The following is a 19106-nucleotide window of genomic DNA, read 5'->3' as shown; positions in this document are numbered from 1 at the left end:
CCTGTGACACTCTATGCACTGTATAAATAACCAGTAAGAGGGCAATCATGGCAGTTATCACTCAATATGTCGTGGTCAGAGAAGGGGTGGAGAAGATGACATTCACATCGAAAAAAGAGGCCGATGCCTATGACAAGATGCTGGATATCGCCGACAGTCTTATCCCGTTTATCCAAGGTGCCGGGCTGGATTTGGACGATGGCAGGACAGAAAAGTTGGCCTTCTATTTAGCCACCCACAAAGATGATCTATCATCCCTGCTCAAGGGCGCTCCGCTTGCCAAAGCAGAACCCGCGCCCAGGAAAAACACCAGGAAAGACGCCGCTGATTAATCAGACGGTATTGGCATAAGGTACTTGCATGAAGTCTGAATTTTACCAATCACTGAACCGACAACTGGCGGCCCTGCTTGAGGGCGACGACGATATGGTGTCGGCCATGGCCAATTTCTCTGCCATGCTTAACAGCCAGCTGACCGAATTGAACTGGGTCGGTTTTTATATCCGTCGTGGCGATGAGCTGGTGCTCGGCCCCTTCCAGGGTAAGGTCGCCTGCAACCGCATTCCCTGGGGCAAAGGTGTCTGCGGCACAGCAGCTGCGCTGGACAGCACCCAGAGAGTCGCCGACGTGCACCAGTTCGATGGTCATATCGCCTGCGATTCAGCCAGCAACTCCGAAATCGTGATCCCGGTTCGCAAGCAGGGGCAGGTCGTTGCCGTGCTGGATATTGACAGTCCGGTGTTCGACCGCTTCGACGAAGCGGATCAATTGGGCCTGGAACAGGCTGTCCGGGTGCTGGAAAACACCCTGTTTGGTTGAAATCCCACCAATTTAGCGTAAATCCCGGTCGCATTCGCTCAAGGCCGCCTTATAATAGGCGGCTGCTTCCTGCCGTGCGGGGGGCGGATTAACGGAAATTTGTTAATCAATGTTTATAAGCACTTTGGCATCCGTCGATATAATGCTAACGTGTGCGATGGCTCCGGGTGGCCATAACCTTACATAACCGATGCCGGCATCAGAACGCCGCATCCCTGTGAACTGTGGAAGTAGAAATGGAATCAACAGAAAAGTTGACCGACACCAACGCCATTCTGGCGTATTTGTATGAAACATTCCCCCTGTGCTTTATCGCCGAGGGTGAGGCTAAACCTCTGAAAATAGGTTTGTTTCAAGATCTGGCAGAAAGGTTGGCTGATGATTCCAAAGTCAGTAAAACACAGCTTCGTGTTGCCCTGCGCCGTTATACCAGCAGCTGGCGTTACCTCAAGTGCATCAAAGAAGGTGCGGTAAGGGTTGACCTTGATGGCAATCCCTGCGGTGAGTTGGAGCAAGAGCACATAGATCACGCCCAGGCGACCCTGAAAGAAAGTCAGGAGAAAGCCAAGGCCAAGCGTGCCGAGCGCGCCCCCAAGGCCGAGGCAACAGATAAGCCTGCCCGTAAACCACAGGCCAAGCGCCCCCGTCAGGAGCGTCCAGGTCAAGATCGTCCGCGCCAGGACCGTCCACGTCAGGAACGTGCCGCCAAACCATCACAGGCTGAACCCAAGGCTAAACCCGCCGTGGATGTTTCCAATTTGGTGCAGGCAAAACTGGCCGATCTGAAACCAAAACAGCGTGTGAATGTCAAATTGGGTATGTCCCCCGTGGCAGGCACAGTCGTGGATATCAACAAGGAAGATGTACATGTCCAGTTGGATAGCGGCTTGACTGTCAAGGTAAGGGCTGACTATATACTGCTGTAACCCAATCAAGTACAAAGGAGTAACTTGTTGATGCGAAAACTCACTTTAGCCGCGTCAGTCGCTTCAGCTCTGGCTGCTTTTTCAGCTTGGGCAATTCCGCCGGCAATTCAAGTCAGCGAGTTACCCTCCCTTGAACAGGAGCCACAGCACAAGGTGGCCAGCAAGCGGGTGGCCGATCTGTTCACCCGTTCTCATTACCACAGATTCAATCTGGATGATGGTTTTTCCGCGAGTATCTTCGATCGCTATTTGGAGCAATTGGACTATCGTCGCAATGTGCTGACCCAAGCCGATATCGCCGGATTTAATAGCTACGCGACGCAGTTTGATGACATGCTCAAAAACGGCGATTTGAGCGGAGCTTACACCATGTTTGACTTGGCGCAGCGTCGTCGCTATGAGCGCTTCGCTTATGCACTGAGTCTGCTTGATGCCAAGATGAATTTCGATGAGCCCGGCGATGCCTACGAGTACGATCGTGAGGATGCTCCCTGGCCAAAAGATGAAGCTGAGCTCAATGAGCTGTGGCGTCAACGGGTCAAGTATGATGCGCTGAATCTGAAACTGACCGGCAAAAACTGGGACGAGATAGTTGAAGTGCTGCAAAAGCGCTACAACAACGCCATCAAGCGTTTGGGGCAAACCCAGAGTGAAGATGTATTCCAGACAGTAATGAATGCGTTTTCCCGCAGCATTGAACCCCATACCAGCTATTTGTCACCGCGCAATGCCGAGCGTTTCCAGATGGAAATGAACCTGAGCCTTGAAGGCATTGGTGCCGTGCTGCAGCTTGATGACGATTACACAGTCATTAAGAGCATGGTGGCCGGTGGCCCCGCAGCTCTGAGTGAAAAGCTGTCGCCGGAAGACAGAATCGTCGGTGTCGGCCAGGAAGATGGTCCCATAGTCGACGTTATCGGCTGGCGCCTGGATGATGTAGTAGACCTGATCAAAGGCCCCAAGGGCAGCAAGGTTCGGTTGCAAATCCTGCCCAAGAAGGGCGGCTCCAACGCCAAGTTGTTTGAAGTCACCATAGTGCGTGACAAAATCCGTCTGGAAGACAGAGCGGCGACGTCCAAGGTGATTGAACCTAAGGAAGGCGCCTACGCCAACCGTAAGGTCGGTGTTATCCAGATCCCCGGCTTCTACATGAACCTGTCCCAGGACGTGGCCAGGGAGCTGGTTAAGCTCAATGAAGCCAAAGTCGAAGGTATTGTTATCGATCTGCGTGGCAACGGCGGTGGCGCACTTACCGAGGCCGTGTTGTTGACCGGTCTTTTCATCGACATGGGCCCAGTGGTGCAGGTGCGTGATGCCAATGGCCGTGTTTCCCAGCACAGGGATAACGATGGCAAGGTCAGTTACTCCGGTCCCTTGACCGTGTTGGTGGACCGTTACAGCGCGTCAGCATCGGAAATATTTGCAGCAGCGCTGCAGGACTATCAGCGTGCGTTGATAGTGGGTGAATCAACCTTTGGCAAGGGAACTGTGCAGCAGCACAAGAGCCTGGGACGTATCTACGATCTGTATGACAAACCCATAGGTCATGTGCAATACACGATACAGAAGTTCTACCGGATCAACGGTGGCAGTACTCAGCTCAAGGGTGTGACACCTGATATTCCGTTCCCAAGTGCACTGGCACAAGGGGAATACGGTGAGGCGGAAGAAGATAACGCTCTGCCTTGGGATCAGGTTCCCGTGGCCCAGTATGGTGTGGTGGGAGAGATCTCCCCGCAACTGGTGAGCAGCCTGGAAGCCAAGCACGAGCAACGCATCAAGCAGGACGTGGAGTTCGGCTATATCTATCAGGATATACTCGAGTACAAAAAGCATCACGACGAAAAAACTGTGTCTCTGGTTGAAAAAGACCGCCTGGCACAACGTGAAGCCGATGATAAGAAGCAATTGGACCGCGCCAACGAGCGCCGGGTACATCAAGGCCTGCCTCCGGTGAAGAGCCTCGATGAGCTGGAGAACACTCCGGAAGCGCCGGATCCATTCCTCGACGAAACGGCCTTTATCACCCTGGATATGGTCGATGCCGGTCAATTGGCGAAAAATGCCGGTTGATTTGCCGGTCAACCCATTAAAAAAACGCGCCCCGGCGCGTTTTTTTTCACAAGCACAGCAATAAGGGAAAACCATGACAGAGCCAACAGCCAAACACCTGGATGACTACCGTGTCAGCGACTTTCTAATCAGTGATATCGAGTTGCGATTCGAGCTGGCACCTGCAGCCACTCGGGTCACCGCCATCAGCCAAATCCAAAGACAGCAGACTGGTGCGACCGAACTGGTGCTTGATGGAGAGCAACTCGAGCTTGAGCGGGTGGCGGTTGATGGCAGGGACGTAGCGTATCGTCTGGAGCCCGGCAAGCTCATCATCGCCGACGTGCCGGAACGCTTCAGTTTGGAGCTGGTGACCCTGATAGACCCCGCGGCCAACTCCAGTCTTGAAGGTCTGTACATGTCCGATGGGGCTTACTGTACCCAATGCGAGGCCGAAGGTTTCAGGCGCATCACCTATTTCCTGGACCGCCCCGATGTGCTGGCCCGCTATAAGGTGCGTATTGAGGCACCCAAGGCGGAATTTCCCTTTCTGCTGAGCAATGGCAACAAGGTGGATGCCGGTGAGTTGGAGGGAGGCCGTCATTTCGTGTGCTGGGAGGATCCCTTCCCGAAACCCAGCTATCTTTTTGCCCTGGTGGCGGGGGATTTTGACCTGTTGCAGGACAGTTTTATCACCCGCAGTGGCCGCAATGTGGCGTTGCAGGTGTTTGTTGACAAGGGCAATCTGCATAAGGCCCACCACGCCATGGCGTCACTGAAAAAGTCCATGGCCTGGGATGAAAGCCGCTTTGGGCTCGAATACGATCTCGATATCTACATGATAGTGGCGGTGGACTTCTTCAACATGGGCGCCATGGAGAACAAAGGCCTGAATATCTTCAATACCAAGTATGTGCTGGCCGACACCGCCAGTGCCACAGACGAAGATTATCATGGCATAGAATCTGTCGTGGGCCATGAGTACTTTCATAACTGGACCGGTAACCGGGTGACCTGCCGCGACTGGTTTCAACTCAGTCTCAAGGAAGGTTTGACCGTATTTAGAGATCAGGAATTCAGCTCCGATCTCGGCTCTCGGGCGGTCAACCGTATTCATGCCATCAAGGTAATAAAGAATCAGCAATTTGCCGAGGATGCCGGCCCCATGGCGCATCCCATTCGCCCCCAAAGTGTCATCGAGATGAACAACTTCTATACGGTTACCGTATACAACAAGGGAGCGGAAGTGATCCGTATGCTGCACACCTTGTTGGGCGAGGCCGGGTTTCAGGCCGGTATGAAGCTGTACTTTGAGCGCCACGATGGTCAGGCCGTGACTTGCGATGATTTTGTTGCCGCCATGGAAGATGCCAGCGGTATAGATCTGCGCCAATTCCGTCGCTGGTACAGTCAGGCTGGTACTCCAGTGGTCACTGTCAGTGACAGCTTTGACAATGGCTGTTATCGCCTGAAGTTGAGTCAGCAACAGCCCAGGATAAAGGGACTGAGCGATCCTTTGCCCTTGCATATTCCATTTGATGTTGAGTTGCTCGGTGAGGGCGGACAATCCCTGATCAATCGGGTACTGGATCTGACCGGTGAAGAGCAGGTGTTTGAATTCCCCAATTTGGCGCAAAGGCCGGTGCCGTCGCTGTTGCAGAACTTCTCCGCACCGGTCAAATTGAAATACGATTTTTCCACCGAGCAATTGGTGACCCTGATGCGCCATGCCGGCAGTGAAGTGGCCCGTTGGGAAGCCTCGGTGGAACTCTTCAGCCGTGCCATTTGGGGCAACGTTTCCAAGTTGGCAGCCGGTGACGCCATGGGCGTCGACAGTCGGGTGGCGGATGCGCTGCGGGCCGTACTGTTGGATCCGCAGCTTGATCGGGAGCTGGTAGCCGAAGTTCTGGCGCTTCCATCCATTAATTCCCTTATCGAACAAGTGGAAACCGTTGAGCTGGATGCCTTGCTGGCCGCCCGCCGCTTTGTGGTGGAGGAACTGGCGAGCGAGTTGGCGGATGAATTGCAGGCCCGTTACCGCGAGCAAAGTGTACTGGATGATGCTCCCGCCCGGGCCTTGAAAAATGCCTGTTTGGCGCTGCTGTGTCAGGCCAGCGCCGAGGCCGAGAGTTTGGCATTGGCTCAGTATCATGGCAGCAACAATATGACCGATACCCTCGGGGCCTTGAAGGCTGTTATGGCGGCAGAGTTGGAGTGTGCCGAACCACTGATGGCCGATTTTGAACGTAAATGGAATGCTACCCCACTGGTGATGGATAAATGGTTTACGCTTCATGCGATGGCAGAGGATGATGCCGTGCTGACACGCATAGACGCACTCAGTCAGCACCCGGCCTTCAGTTTGTCCAACCCCAATCGGGTGCGCTCGCTCATTGGCAGCTTTGCCGCCGGCAATCCGGCCCAATTTCACCGTCCCGATGGCAGGGGATATGAATTGCTGACCGGGTATCTGATAAAGCTTAACAGTGCCAACCCCCAGCTGGCGGCGCGCATAGTCACGCCGCTTATTCAGTTTGCCAAGTTTGATGCTGTGAGGCAGGAAAAAATGAAGGCCTGTCTGGGACAATTGTTGGCTATGCCTGATTTGTCGCGCGATCTGTTTGAAAAGGTCTCCAAGGCCCTGGCCACAGATTGATATCAGCAGCGGGGGCAAGTTTCATTTGCCCCCGTTTATGAGGAAAAGATGCAGCTATTTTTTCGAATCAATCTCAGCTTTGATGATTTTCTCCCATACTATCAAGGGACTGCGGAGATGATCCAGGTAAAGGATGATGCCGGTCGACTGTTGTGGATCCATGGCAGGCATCTGCGCCGTTATTTGACCAGAGAGGGGATAAGAGGGCATTTCAGGCTGGAGTTGGATCAACAGGGTAAATTTGTTTCCATAGAAAAATTAGAGTAAAGACTTAAAACGTTTAATTGGATTTTACCTTCGGCTAAAAATTTTTATGAAGGCTCTAAGCTCTTGATAAAAACCGACTAATCCGACCAGTCATTTTCCCCCTTCCCACCCAGGGTCGAAAGATTTAAATCAGGCATCTGAAACGGGTGATTGAATTTCGACTAAGTGCCCAATTCTTTAGAAAATTTTCTCAATCAGCGCCTTGCTCAACCGCAGCAATTGCTGTAACAATGGTGTTACCTGTAGGCTAACCATATGTTGGTTGCAATTCCTATAACAAAGAATCCAGCAGGTTACGGAGAGAATCTAACATGAAAGTTGTTAAGAACGGTTTTAACAAGTCGGCGCTTGCTTTGGGGGTGGCGTCGGCACTCAGTTTGGGGATGGCGTCAAGTGCCAGCGCCGTGTCGTTTGATTGGGGAGCGGTCAAGGGGACATTTGACTCAACCTTTACTGCCGGTGCCAGTTGGCGGGTTGAAGAGCGTGATTGGGATGGCCAGATAGGCAAGGTCAATCACCCGCGCTTTGACTGGTCCAATTACACCGCCTTCGGTAACACCAAGTACACTTCCGCCGAGATCTGGGCCCAGCCCGGCTCTTATTCCAGCAACAACGACTTGAGCAATCTGTTGTATTCCAAGGGTGATACCACCTCGGAAATCGTTAAGGGATTGCACGAGCTGTCGCTGAAGTACGAAAACTACGGCGTATTTGCCCGTGGTATGTGGTTTTACGATCGCAAGCTCAATGATGGTGATTTCGGCTTCAGCGATCCGCTGACCGGCAAGGAATATGACCCCTGTGCCGATAAAAAAGCCCGTGAAGTTCAGTGTAAAGATGTGCGTCTGCTCGACGCCTTTGTCTATGCCAACTTCGACCTGAATGATGGCAATAACCCGCTGTCCATCCGCGTTGGTGATCAGGTGGTGTCATGGGGCGAAAGTACCTTGATAGCCCATGGTATCGGGGTCATTAACCCTGTCGATCTCAATATTCTTAATGCCCCGGGGGCTGAGCTGAAAGAAGCTTTCCGTCCCCAGGGTATGGTGTGGGCCTCTTTGGGCCTGACCGAAAACCTGAGCCTTGAGGCCTTCTATCAATATGATTGGCAGCCAATCTGGATCCCGACCCCGGGCTCTATTTTCGCCACCAACGATTTCGCAGGCTACGGCGGTTACAATCAGAATGCTCAGCTTGGCTTCAACGCCAACCCTGACATCAATCTGGAATTCCTGCTGGCAGAATACAACAAGCTGAGTGGCATGTTGGCCTCAGGTCAAAGCATTCCCACCGAAACCCTGATTGGCCTTGCCCTGGCGTATCCCACCAAGGTAACCCTGGTGGAAGACGAGGCCAAGGCCAGTGATGACGGCCAATACGGCTTCAAACTGGGCTATTACGCCCCAGAGCTGGGTGAAACCGAGTTCGGTCTGTACTTTATGAACTACCACAGCCGCCGTCCGCTTATAAGCGGTACCACGGCCGATTTCAGTGCTGGCGCTCTGATGCTGGATATGCACACCTTGGGTGTGAATGCCGGCAACATAGACAGGGAAACGCTCCTGGGTCTGAAGAGTTTCTCCAAGGCACAGATAGTGTATCCCGAAGACATCAAGCTCTATGGTTTCAGCTTCAATACTCTGATTGGTGATACCTCGGTGGCCGGTGAAATCGCCCATCGTCAGGATGAGCCGCTGCAAATTGACGACGTGGAACTGCTGTTTGCCGCCATGCCGCAACAGCTGGCCAATGCCGGCTGGCGTCCGGATCTTGACGGTTTGTCCCAGTACAGTTCTTATGTCAATGATGTGGGGCTTGGTGAGTATGCCGAAGGCTTTATCCGCCGCGATACCACCCAGGCTCAGATGACCTTTACCCACCTGTTTGGCCCAACCCTGGGTACAGACAACCTCACCATGCTGGCCGAGGTGGGTGGTGTGTGGATCCACGATATGCCAGGTTTCGACGAGCTGCGCCTAAATGGCCCAGGCACTGCCCGCTCCGGCGGTAATCCCGATATGCCGGGCATCATCCAAGCGCTGCATAACGGTCCGGAAACCAATCCGTTCCCCACCGATTTCTCCTGGGGTTATCGCATTGTGGCCAAGGCCGATTACAACAACCTGTTTGCCGGCATCAACGTGTCCCCAAGGCTGATTTGGTCCCATGACGTCGATGGTATTACGCCCGATCCCATGTTCCTCTTCACCGAGGGACGTAAGTCGGTAGCCTTTGGTATCAACTTCGATTACCAAAGCCGTTGGGGAGCCGATATCTCCTATAACAGCTTCTTTGGCGGGGTGGGTACCACCAATGCCATGGCTGATCGTGACTACGTCTCGTTCAACCTCAAGTATTCGATATAAGGACAATAACAATGAAGAAACTTGCGATATTGTCTGCAGCGGTAATTTTGGCCCTGGGTGGTCCCGTTGCTATGGCCAAGGTCTCGGATAGCGATGCCGCCAAGCTCAGCAGTACCCTGACACCCCTGGGGGCCGAGAAGGGCGCCAATGCCGATGGTTCCATCCCGGCTTGGGATGGTGGTATCACTGCTGCGCCTGCCGGTTATAAAAAGGGCGATCATCATCCCGATCCCTTTGCCGGTGACAAGGTGATGTACACTGTCACCAAGGCTAATATGGCCCAGTACAAGGATCTGCTGACACCCGGTGAGATAAAGCTGTTTGAGCTGTATCCCGATACCTTCAAGATGAACGTGTATCAGACCCGCCGTTCGGCCTCTGTCCCCCAGTTCGTTTATGACGCTACCAAGGTCAACGCCACCCACGCAGAACTGGCTGCCGACGGTAACGGAGTGCTCAATGCCGCCATAGGTATTCCGTTCCCCATTCCACAGAACGGTCTGGAGGCCATCTGGAACCATATTCTCCGCTTCCGTGGCGTGGATGTGGAAACCCAGCGTAACCAGGCCGCTCCGGCGAAAGACGGTGGTTACACCCTGGTGGAACTGTCTGAACAATTGCGTTTTGAGTACTCCCGTCCCGATATGACGGCGGACAAGCTGAAGGCGAGCAATACCCTGGCGCTGTTCAAGCAGGTGGTGACCCAACCGGCCCGTCTGGCAGGTACCGCGCTGCTGGTAAAGGAAACCCTGGATCAGGAAGCGCTGCCACGTCAGGCCTGGACCTATAACACAGGTCAACGTCGGGTGCGCAAGGCCCCCAACGTGGCCTTCGATACACCAGGCACAGTGTCTGACGGTCTGCGTACCACAGACGATTACGATATGTTCAACGGTTCACCCAGCCGTTATAACTGGGAACTGGTGGGCAAGAAGGAAATCCTGATCCCGTACAACGACTATAAGTTGCACTCGGACAAGGTTAAGTACGATCAGGTGCTGACTCCAGGTCACATCAATCCCGAGTTGGTGCGCTGGGAAAAGCACAGGGTATGGGAAGTCAAGGCCACCCTTAAGGACGGTATGCGCCATATCTACAAGAGTCGCGTATTCTTCCTCGATGAGGACTCCTGGCAGGTATCTGCAACCGACATGTACGACAACCGCGATGAGTTGTACCGGGTCGCATTTGCCCATGGTCTGAACTACTACGAGGTGCCGACCCACTGGAGTACCCTGGAAGTGTTCCACGATCTGCAGTCCCGTCGCTACCTGGCCATTGGCCTGGATAATGAAGGCAGTATGTATAACTTTGATGCCAAGTTGTCAGATGCTGACTTCACCCCGGACGCATTGCGCCGTGAAGGCATCCGCTAATCCAGCCAACATGGGGGGCGCAGTGCGCCCCCTGTTTCTTCAGTAGGTAATGTATGTCGTTTCGCATTCTCTTCACTTGTCTCTCTCTCGGATTAATCACTGCCGCGGCCCATGCCGAGCCCCTGTCACAACTGCAACCCCTGTCTCGTGCTTCTTTGTTGTTGGATATCGGCCATGCGGGAAAGCATCTCATTGCCGTGGGCGAAAGGGGGCATGTGCTTATCAAACAACAGGATTGGCAACAGGTGGCAACACCGACGAATGCGCAATTAACCAAGGTTTTCTTTTTTAACGATAAACTGGGCTGGGCAGTGGGCCATGATGCCACCATATTGCATAGCAGCGATGGTGGATTGAGCTGGCAGGTACAGTATCAGGATCCCAAGCGTGAAAAGCCCTTCTTTGATGTTTTTTTCAGCACTGAACAAGAGGGTGTGGCTATAGGTGCCTATGGTCTGTTTTTCCGCACCCATGACGGCGGTGCCAGCTGGCAGGAAGAATTTCATCAGGAATTGTTGTTTGAAGAGGATGTCAGTTACCTCAATGAACTCAAGGACAGCGATCCCGAGGCCTACCTGATTGAGCGCGGTTCGCTGTTGCCCCATTTCAATCGCATTATTCCCTTGCCGGACAATCGTCTGTTGTTGGTGGGCGAACTGGGCCTGGTAGCCGTCTCCAGCGATAACGGCGTGACCTTCAATCGCACTGAATTCGACTATGATGGTTCCATGTTCTCGGCTCTGGTCGGTGGCGACAAGGTTTATGTACTTGGTCTGCGCGGTCACGTATTCAGCGCTTCCCTGTCCCTTAATGACTGGCAAGAACTGCAATTGCCGGTGGAATCGTCCATCAATGGCGGGCTAGCCAATGACGATGGCAGCCTGTACTTGGTTGGCAACGCCGGCGTGATACTGCGACAGGATCCCCATGGCGACATAGCCTTGCTGGCAAGACGCCAGGGCGAGAACATAGTTGCCATCGACAAGGATGATGCAGGTACAGTGTGGATGGTGGGTACCAAGGGGGTGTTTTCCCTTGATGATATTGCCAAGAAATAATCCCGATACTTATAAACATAAAGAAAAACATAAAGAAAAACAGGGCCGAATAGATGTTAGAAAAAATGGTCAACGGATTTGAATCCTTTTTGTTCCGCCGCCGGGGCTATGTGATAGCCCTGTTTGTGTTGGCGACGCTCTTCCTTGGGATCCGGGCCGGACAACTGAAGATGGATGCGGCATTCGTGAAGAATATCCCGCTGGCCCACAGTTACATGCAAACCTATCTCAAGCACCAGAAGGATTTTGGTGGTGCCAACAGCATCATGGTGGCGGTGGAAGACACCAGCGGCAATATCTTCAACCCGGTGTTTTTTGACGCGCTGAAGAACATTCATGATCAGTTGTTCTTTATCCCCGGTGTCGAACGTGCCAACGTAAAATCGCTGTTTTCGCCCTCGACCCGTTTTACCGAAGTGGTGGAAGATGGCTTCGCCGGCGGCCCCGTGATCCCGGCCGACTATGTCAATGACGCTCAGGGCTTGGCGGTTGTCCGGGACAACATAGAGAAGGCCGGCATAGTCGGGCGGCTCATCGCGGAGGATTACAGTGCCGCCATGGTCTCGGCCCAGTTGATGGACTTTGACCCGCAAACCGGCGCGCCGCTGGATACCATTGCCTTTGCCAAGCAGTTGGAAACCGAACTCAGGGGCAAGTTTGAAACGGATCAGATCAAGGTTCACATCATAGGCTTTGCCAAGATGGCCGGCGATGTGGCCGAAGGGGCCAAAGGAGTCGTGCTGTTCTTCCTTATCGCCATCCTGGTGACGGCGGTCATGGTGTATCTCTTCTCCCGCTCCATCATGTTGACCCTGTTGCCTCTGGTGTGCAGTTTGATTGCCGTGGTGTGGCAGTTGGGACTGTTAACCGTGATTGGTTTTGGTCTGGATCCCATGTCGATTTTGGTGCCGTTTTTGGTATTTGCCATAGGTGTCAGCCACGGGGTGCAGATGATTAACGCCGTGCGGCGCCGGGTTATCGACGGCCAGAACAGTAAGGCCGCAGCGGCGTCGGCATTTCGCAGCCTGCTGGTACCCGGTGGTATCGCCCTGTTGTCCGACACAGTTGGCTTTATGACCCTGCTGGCAATCGACATTGGCATCATCCGCGAGCTGGCTATTTCCGCGTCACTCGGGGTGGCCGTGATTATTCTGACCAACCTTATCCTGTTGCCGGTGGTGATTTCCTTCTTTGATCTCAAGGTCAAGGGTGAAGCTCTGGGTAAGGGCAGCGCCGAAAAAATCTGGCAATTCCTGGCCCGTTTCGCCAACCCCAAATTTGCGCTGGTGATCCTGGCTCTGAGTGCGGCCCTCTACGGCTTTGGCCTGCAGTATGCCAATAACATGAAGATTGGTGATTTGCAGGGCGGGGCACCGGCGCTGCATCAGGACTCGCGCTATAACCAGGACACCTTCTTTATTACGGATCACTTCTCCATCACCACGGACGTGATGACTGTGATAGTGGAGGGTTTCCCGGAAGCCTGTACCTATAACGAGGTTTTGACCCGCATCGGTGATTTTGAATGGCAAATGGCCAATACCCCGGGTGTGGAGTCAACAGCCAGCCTGGCGTCCATTGCCCGTAAGGTTAACGCCGGCTTTAACGAAGGTAATCCGAAATGGCAGGTGTTGCCGCGCAATACCGCCAGCCTGGTTCAGGCCATTGGCCAGATCCCAACCAGCTCCGGATTGCTCAACGGCGACTGCTCTGTGATGCCTGTGTACCTGTTCCTCAAAGATCACAAGGCGGAAACCATTGAAGTGGTGGTGGACAAGGTTAAAAAGATTGCAGCGGTATTGGACAATGACAAAATCCAGTTCAAGCTGGCATCAGGCCCCGTGGGCGTAATGGCGGCAACCAACGAAGCGGTTTCCGAGGCTCAATTGCCCATGATGCTCTATGTCTACGGTGCCGTGTTCCTGCTGTGTTTGGTCAGCTTCCGTTCGCTCAGAGCCACAATAGCTGTGATCCTGCCGCTGTACGTGGTGTCGACCCTGGCCCAGGCCCTGATGACCAAGCTCAATATTGGCTTGGCGGTCAGTACCTTGCCTGTGATTGCCCTCGGGGTGGGTATAGGTGTGGATTACGGTATCTATATCCTCTCCACCATGGCTCAAAAGCTGCGCCAGGGCATGGCGGTACAACAGGCTTATCTGGAAGCGCTGGAAGAGCGGGGCAGTGCGGTGATCTTCACCGGTTTGACCCTGGCCATAGGTGTCAGCACCTGGTTCTTCTCGGCACTGAAATTTCAGATGGATATGGGCATATTGCTGACCTTTATGTTCCTGGTAAATATGCTGGGGGCGATAATTATTTTGCCGGCGCTGACGTCGGTGTTTTGGCCCAAACGCAGGTAATTAACGGGATCGGGGAGCATGGCTCCCCGATTGTTTTTAAATCCGCCATGAATAGTTACTCTGCCCGATTGCGTGTTTGTTCACGAATAGCTAACAAATGCCCGTCGCGGCTGGCTTTGCACAGGATCTACCACTAAAATTTTCCTCGAAAATAGCAAAGTTTAGTAATAAACTGCGCGCCATGACCTTGGTCACATGCCTATTTTCGCCCTGGGTCATACGTCGAAGCATCCATAAAATGAAAAAGCGCTGCCATAGACGCTTAAGGAAACAGCAACATGGCCTTGAAAGATGCAATGCCTTCAGTACTACTTGAAAACGTAGTCAGTTTGATTCACTCCAAAGTCCCTAATTCACAAGCAAAGCAAGTTGAACAGTTCGCCACCTGCCTTTACACCCACATGTCGAAAGATGACTTGCAGGCCCGTAACGACAGTGATCTCTACGGTGCCGTTCTGAGTCTGTGGAACGCCCTCAACAAGACCCTGATCGGCGACACCCATATCCGGGTATTCAACCCGAGCCAGTCCAAACATGGCTGGCAATCCGCCCATACCATCATCGAAGTTATTCAGCCAGACATGCCTTTCTTGGTTGATTCCCTGAGTATGGCCCTGAACCGCATGGGTGTGACCGCCCATATGATGCTGCACACGCCACTGGCCATCAGCCGCAGCGGTAGTGACGTGACCGCAGTGAGTCATGTGAACAACAGTCCCGCCGACAGCGATAAGGTCGCGGTATTTTTGATTGAAATCGACCGTCAAAGCAGTGAGGCCGATCTCAAGCTGCTGCTGAAAGAAATGCAGTCGGTTTTGGGGGATGTGGCTGCCTCTGTCAATGACTGGCAAGCCATGTCAGACAAGTTGGCCGAGACCATTAAGGAACTGCCAAACCGTCCTTTCCCCGGCAGCAAGCAGGATATGGAAGAAGCCATTGCCTTCCTGACTTACCTGAATAACCACCATTTCACCCTGCTGGGTTATCGCCAATATGACCTCAAGCGCATCGAAGGTGACATGGAATTGGTGCCCAACCTGGAAACGGGTCTTGGCCTGATGAATAAGCCAGGCAAGGTCCACAGCGACAAGGCGCTCAAACTCTCTACCCTGTCGGACAGTGCCCGTAAGGAAGCCCTGGACGAATCTCTGTTGATCCTGACCAAGAGCAGCAGCAAGAGCCGGGTACACAGACCTGCCTATGTCGATTACATCGGCATCAAGCGTTTTGATAAGCAAGGCAACGTGGTGGGTGAAGACAGATTCATCGGCCTGTACGCCTCCAACGTGTACAACCGCAGCCCAAGGGAAATCCCGCTGCTGGCCGAGAAGGTACAGCGCGTGCTGGACAACTCAGGTCTGGTACCCCGTTCACACGACTACAAGGCGCTGGTGAACATTCTTGAAAACCTGCCACGTGATGAGCTAATCCAGGGCAGTGTTGAAGAATTGGCCCATGTGGCCCACGGCGTGCTGGAAATGCAGGACAGGGACAAGCTCAAGCTGTTCGTGCGCAAAGACGGTTTCGGCCGTTTCCTGTCATGTCTGGTCTACGTTTCCAAAGACAGATACAACACCAAGCTGCGTCAGGATACCCAACGCATTCTGGCCAAGCATTTCAACAGCCAGGACGAAGTGGAATTCACCACTTATTTCTCTGAATCCAGCCTGGCCAGAACCCACTACATAGTCAAAGTCGATAATAACAATATGGAAGTAGATGTGGCCGCCATTGAAAATAACCTGATTGAAGCCGCCCGCAGCTGGGAAGACAAACTTTACAGCGCGCTTAACCACAGCCAGGGTGAGGAGGCAGGCAATCACCTGTCCAAGCGCTACCTGACCGCATTCCCCCGTTCTTACAAAGAAGACGTGCTGCCAAGTGCCGCCGTGGTGGATATTCAGCAGCTGGAATCACTCAACGAAGAACACAAGCTCGGCATGTTGTTCTACCAGCCACAGGAAGCCGCGCTGAACAGCAACAAGGTGCGCCTGAAGCTGTTCCACAAGGACGAGCCTATCCATCTGTCCGATGTATTGCCCATGCTGGAAAACTTCGGCCTGCGCGTTATCAACGAGCGTCCCTACGAGGTCAAGACCCCCGATGGTGCCACTTTCTGGATCCTCGACTTCCTGATGATGGTCACAGGTGGCAGCACCGAAAACCTGGCCGACAGTCAGGACAGGTTCCAAAGTGCTCTGGCCCAGGTGTGGAACAAGCAACTGGAAGATGACGGTTTCAACCGTATCGTGCTGGCCACCGGCCTGAGCGGTCGTGAAGTGTCCATCCTGCGTGCCTATGCCAAGTACATGCGTCAAATCGACGCCACCTTCAGCCAGGCTTACATTGAGCAGACTTTTGCCCGCTATCCACAGATTGCCGACTTGCTGGTGAAGATGTTCATCCGTAAGTTCAATCCCAAGCTGAAGACCCGCACCCTGGACAAGTTCCTGGAGCAGCTGAACCTGCGCCTGGAAGAAGTGGCGAGCTTGGATGACGACCGCATCATTCGTCGTTACCTGGATCTGATCAAGGCCACAGTGCGTACCAACTTCTACCAGACCAAGGCCGACGGTGAGTCGAAGGATTATATCTCCTTCAAGTACATCCCCAGCCTGATCCCCGAGATGCCAAAGCCGCTGCCGAAGTTTGAAATCTTCGTCTACAGCCCAAGGGTTGAGGGTGTGCATCTGCGCGGTGGTAAGGTGGCCCGTGGTGGTCTGCGCTGGTCAGACAGACGCGAAGACTTCCGTACCGAGGTACTGGGTCTGGTGAAAGCCCAAAACGTGAAGAACACGGTTATCGTGCCCGTGGGCGCCAAAGGTGGTTTCGTCTGCAAACAAATGCCGGTCGATGCCAGCCGTGAAGCCGTGTTCACCGAAGGTCAGGAATGCTACCGCATCTTTATCCGTGGTCTGCTGGATATCACAGACAACATCATCAATGGTGCCATAGTGCCACCTGCCGATGTGGTCCGTCATGACGAAGACGATCCATACCTGGTGGTGGCTGCCGACAAGGGCACTGCGACCTTCTCGGATATCGCCAACGCCATCTCCATCGAATACAACCATTGGCTGGGTGACGCCTTCGCGTCAGGTGGTTCAAACGGTTACGATCACAAGAAGATGGGTATCACAGCCAAAGGTGGTTGGGAATCCGTTAAGCGTCACTTCCGCGAAATCGGTATCGATTGCCAAACCACAGACTTCACCTGTCTGGGTATAGGTGACATGGCCGGTGACGTATTCGGTAACGGCATGTTGTTGTCCGAGCACACCTGTCTGGTGGCGGCGTTCAACCACATGCACATCTTTATCGACCCGAATCCGGATGCGGCTGCCACCTTCAAGGAACGTGAGCGTCTGTTCAACCTGCCACGCTCCAGCTGGGACGACTACAACCGCGAGCTGATCTCCAAGGGCGGCGGTATCTTCCTGCGCAGCGCCAAGTCCATCACCCTGAGCCCAGAGATGAAGCAAATGCTGGGCACGGACAAGGCTTCCATGAACCCAACCGAGCTGCTCAAAGAGCTGCTGAAGATGGAAGTGGACCTGATCTGGAACGGTGGTATCGGTACCTACGTTAAGTCTTCCCGCGAAACCAACGCCGAAGTGGGCGATCGCGCCAACGATGGCCTGCGTGTCAACGGCCGTGACGTGCGTGCCAAGATCATAGGCGAGGGCGGTAACCTGGGTTGTACCCAGTTGGGCCGTATCGAATACGCCATGAACGGCGGCCGTATGAACACCGACTTCGTTGACAACGTGGGTGGTGTGGACTGTTCCGACAACGAAGTGAACATCAAGATCCTGCTGAACGCCATGGTGGCCGAAGGCGAGATGACCCTCAAGCAGCGTAACCGTCTGCTGGAAGAGATGACCGGCGAAGTCAGTGACATAGTGCTGCAGGACTGTAAGGATCAAACCCGTACCATCTCCGTGACCCAGGTGCGTGGTGCCGAGCAGCTCAAGGAACAGATCCGCTTCATCCATTATCTGGAGAAGGAAGGCAAGCTGGACCGCGCGCTGGAATTCCTGCCAAACGACGACGAACTGGCCGAGCGCCTGGCCAATGGCCGTCCGCTGACCCGTCCCGAGCTGTCTGTGCTGGTGGCCTACGCCAAGATGGTGCTGAAAGAGCAACTGGTTACCGCTGAGATCACCGAGGATGAATTCCTGTCGAAGATGCTGATCTCCTACTTCCCCAAGAAGTTGCAGGAGCAGTTTGCCGACAAGATGACCAGCCACCCGCTGCGCGGCGAGATCATTGCCACTTCACTGGCCAACGAGCTGGTGAACGACATGGGTCTGAACTTTGTGCAACGCATGCAGGATGAGACCGGCGCCAGCGTGGCCGAAGCGGCCATCTGCTATACCATGGCCCGCGAGGTCTTTGGTCTGGCTGACTTGACCAAGGCGATCACCGATCTCAACGGTATAGTGCCAGCCGTGGTGCAACTGGAAATGCTGCATCAGCTGCGTCGCAACATGCGCCGTGCCTGCCGCTGGTTCCTGCGTCATCGCAACCGCACCATGAACATCCAACAAACCGTGGCCTTCTTCAAGCCAGTGTTCGACGAGCTGCGTGCCGACGTTCACAACTACATGGTGGAAGAGGAAGTGGTTGGTATTCAGGCCGAAACCGATGCACTGATCAAGGAACAGGTTCCTGAGTCTGTGGCTCGCCTGGTGGCTTACATGAGCACCCTGTTCTCGGCCCTGGACATAGCCCAGATTGCCCAAAATGAAAGCAAGCCTGTGGCTCTGGTGGCCGAGGCTTACTTCAAGCTGGGTGCCAAGGTTGAACTGCACTGGTTCCTGGAGCAGATCAGCGCCCAGCCTGTGGGCAACCATTGGCAAGCGCTGGCCCGTGCCGCCTTCCGCGAAGAGCTGGATTGGCAGCAACGTGCACTCAGCTCAGTGGTACTGCGTACCTGCAGCGAAACCTGTGATGCCGATACCATCATCACCCAGTGGATCGACACCAATCGCTCACTGCTGGAGCGTTGGTTCCACATGCTGGCCGACTTCAAGACATCGCAAAGCCATGAGTTTGCGAAGTTCTCTGTTGCCCTGCGTGAACTGAACCTGATGATCCTGCACTGCGAAGGTCACCAGTAAGATCCAGGTCAAAAATACCAGCCCCGGCAATTGCCGGGGCTTTTTTTGACCAAGACGTCGGCCCAAGCCTGGTGTAAACTTGGCGCCGTACCCGCCTGGTGCG

At 54.0% G+C, this 19106-nt stretch carries 11 protein-coding genes; all 11 read left to right on the top strand.

Annotated elements, in window-relative coordinates; translation table 11 throughout:
- The first annotated feature begins 47 nt into the window (after positions 1-47).
- The 11 genes from JYB84_RS09860 to JYB84_RS09810 all read left to right on the top strand — a co-directional run bounded on the left by JYB84_RS09860 (position 48) and on the right by JYB84_RS09810 (position 19003).
- A complete protein-coding gene (locus JYB84_RS09860) occupies positions 48-332 on the top strand; it encodes a YebG family protein (RefSeq protein WP_207319930.1) in 285 nt (94 codons plus the stop codon).
- A gap of 28 nt (positions 333-360) precedes the next feature.
- Positions 361-819, top strand: coding sequence for a GAF domain-containing protein (locus tag JYB84_RS09855; protein ID WP_207319929.1), 459 nt, complete (start codon positions 361-363; stop codon positions 817-819).
- Positions 820-1055: 236 nt separating this feature from the next.
- Complete coding sequence (proQ, locus tag JYB84_RS09850; protein ID WP_207319928.1) at positions 1056-1745, top strand: RNA chaperone ProQ; 690 nt, start codon at positions 1056-1058, stop codon at positions 1743-1745.
- Positions 1746-1775: 30 nt separating this feature from the next.
- Positions 1776-3818, top strand: a complete 2043-nt coding sequence (gene prc, locus JYB84_RS09845) for a carboxy terminal-processing peptidase (RefSeq protein WP_207319927.1) — start codon at positions 1776-1778, stop codon at positions 3816-3818.
- 73 nt (positions 3819-3891) lie between these two features.
- Positions 3892-6453: an aminopeptidase N gene (pepN, locus tag JYB84_RS09840; RefSeq protein WP_207319926.1), complete on the top strand. Its 2562-nt coding sequence runs from the start codon at positions 3892-3894 to the stop codon at positions 6451-6453.
- 48 nt (positions 6454-6501) lie between these two features.
- Positions 6502-6720: a DUF2835 domain-containing protein gene (locus tag JYB84_RS09835; protein ID WP_207319925.1), complete on the top strand. Its 219-nt coding sequence runs from the start codon at positions 6502-6504 to the stop codon at positions 6718-6720.
- Positions 6721-7031: 311 nt separating this feature from the next.
- A complete protein-coding gene (locus tag JYB84_RS09830; RefSeq protein WP_207319924.1) occupies positions 7032-9086 on the top strand; it encodes a DUF1302 domain-containing protein in 2055 nt (684 codons plus the stop codon).
- 11 nt (positions 9087-9097) lie between these two features.
- Positions 9098-10462: a DUF1329 domain-containing protein gene (locus JYB84_RS09825; protein WP_207319923.1), complete on the top strand. Its 1365-nt coding sequence runs from the start codon at positions 9098-9100 to the stop codon at positions 10460-10462.
- 53 nt (positions 10463-10515) lie between these two features.
- On the top strand, positions 10516-11520 hold the full coding sequence (locus tag JYB84_RS09820; protein ID WP_207319922.1) for a YCF48-related protein: 1005 nt from the start codon (positions 10516-10518) through the stop codon (positions 11518-11520).
- A 53-nt stretch (positions 11521-11573) separates the two neighbouring features.
- On the top strand, positions 11574-13880 hold the full coding sequence (locus JYB84_RS09815) for an efflux RND transporter permease subunit (RefSeq protein WP_207319921.1): 2307 nt from the start codon (positions 11574-11576) through the stop codon (positions 13878-13880).
- Positions 13881-14158: 278 nt separating this feature from the next.
- Positions 14159-19003 (top strand): NAD-glutamate dehydrogenase, encoded by a 4845-nt coding sequence (locus JYB84_RS09810; protein WP_207319920.1) that lies wholly within the window; start codon positions 14159-14161, stop codon positions 19001-19003.
- Positions 19004-19106 lie beyond the last annotated feature (103 nt).

Source organism: Shewanella cyperi, from assembly GCF_017354985.1.
GTDB lineage: Bacteria > Pseudomonadota > Gammaproteobacteria > Enterobacterales > Shewanellaceae > Shewanella > Shewanella cyperi.
This window is presented reverse-complemented; position numbering and strand designations above follow the sequence as displayed.

Bases quoted from the DNA above. Each gene is read 5' to 3' on its own strand.
- JYB84_RS09860 (WP_207319930.1), top strand. From the start codon at position 48: ATGGCAGTTATCACTCAATATGTCGTGGTCAGAGAAGGGGTGGAGAAG.
- JYB84_RS09855 (WP_207319929.1), top strand. From the start codon at position 361: ATGAAGTCTGAATTTTACCAATCACTGAACCGACAACTGGCGGCCCTG.
- proQ (WP_207319928.1), top strand. From the start codon at position 1,056: ATGGAATCAACAGAAAAGTTGACCGACACCAACGCCATTCTGGCGTAT.
- prc (WP_207319927.1), top strand. From the start codon at position 1,776: ATGCGAAAACTCACTTTAGCCGCGTCAGTCGCTTCAGCTCTGGCTGCT.
- pepN (WP_207319926.1), top strand. From the start codon at position 3,892: ATGACAGAGCCAACAGCCAAACACCTGGATGACTACCGTGTCAGCGAC.
- JYB84_RS09835 (WP_207319925.1), top strand. From the start codon at position 6,502: ATGCAGCTATTTTTTCGAATCAATCTCAGCTTTGATGATTTTCTCCCA.
- JYB84_RS09830 (WP_207319924.1), top strand. From the start codon at position 7,032: ATGAAAGTTGTTAAGAACGGTTTTAACAAGTCGGCGCTTGCTTTGGGG.
- JYB84_RS09825 (WP_207319923.1), top strand. From the start codon at position 9,098: ATGAAGAAACTTGCGATATTGTCTGCAGCGGTAATTTTGGCCCTGGGT.
- JYB84_RS09820 (WP_207319922.1), top strand. From the start codon at position 10,516: ATGTCGTTTCGCATTCTCTTCACTTGTCTCTCTCTCGGATTAATCACT.
- JYB84_RS09815 (WP_207319921.1), top strand. From the start codon at position 11,574: ATGTTAGAAAAAATGGTCAACGGATTTGAATCCTTTTTGTTCCGCCGC.
- JYB84_RS09810 (WP_207319920.1), top strand. From the start codon at position 14,159: ATGGCCTTGAAAGATGCAATGCCTTCAGTACTACTTGAAAACGTAGTC.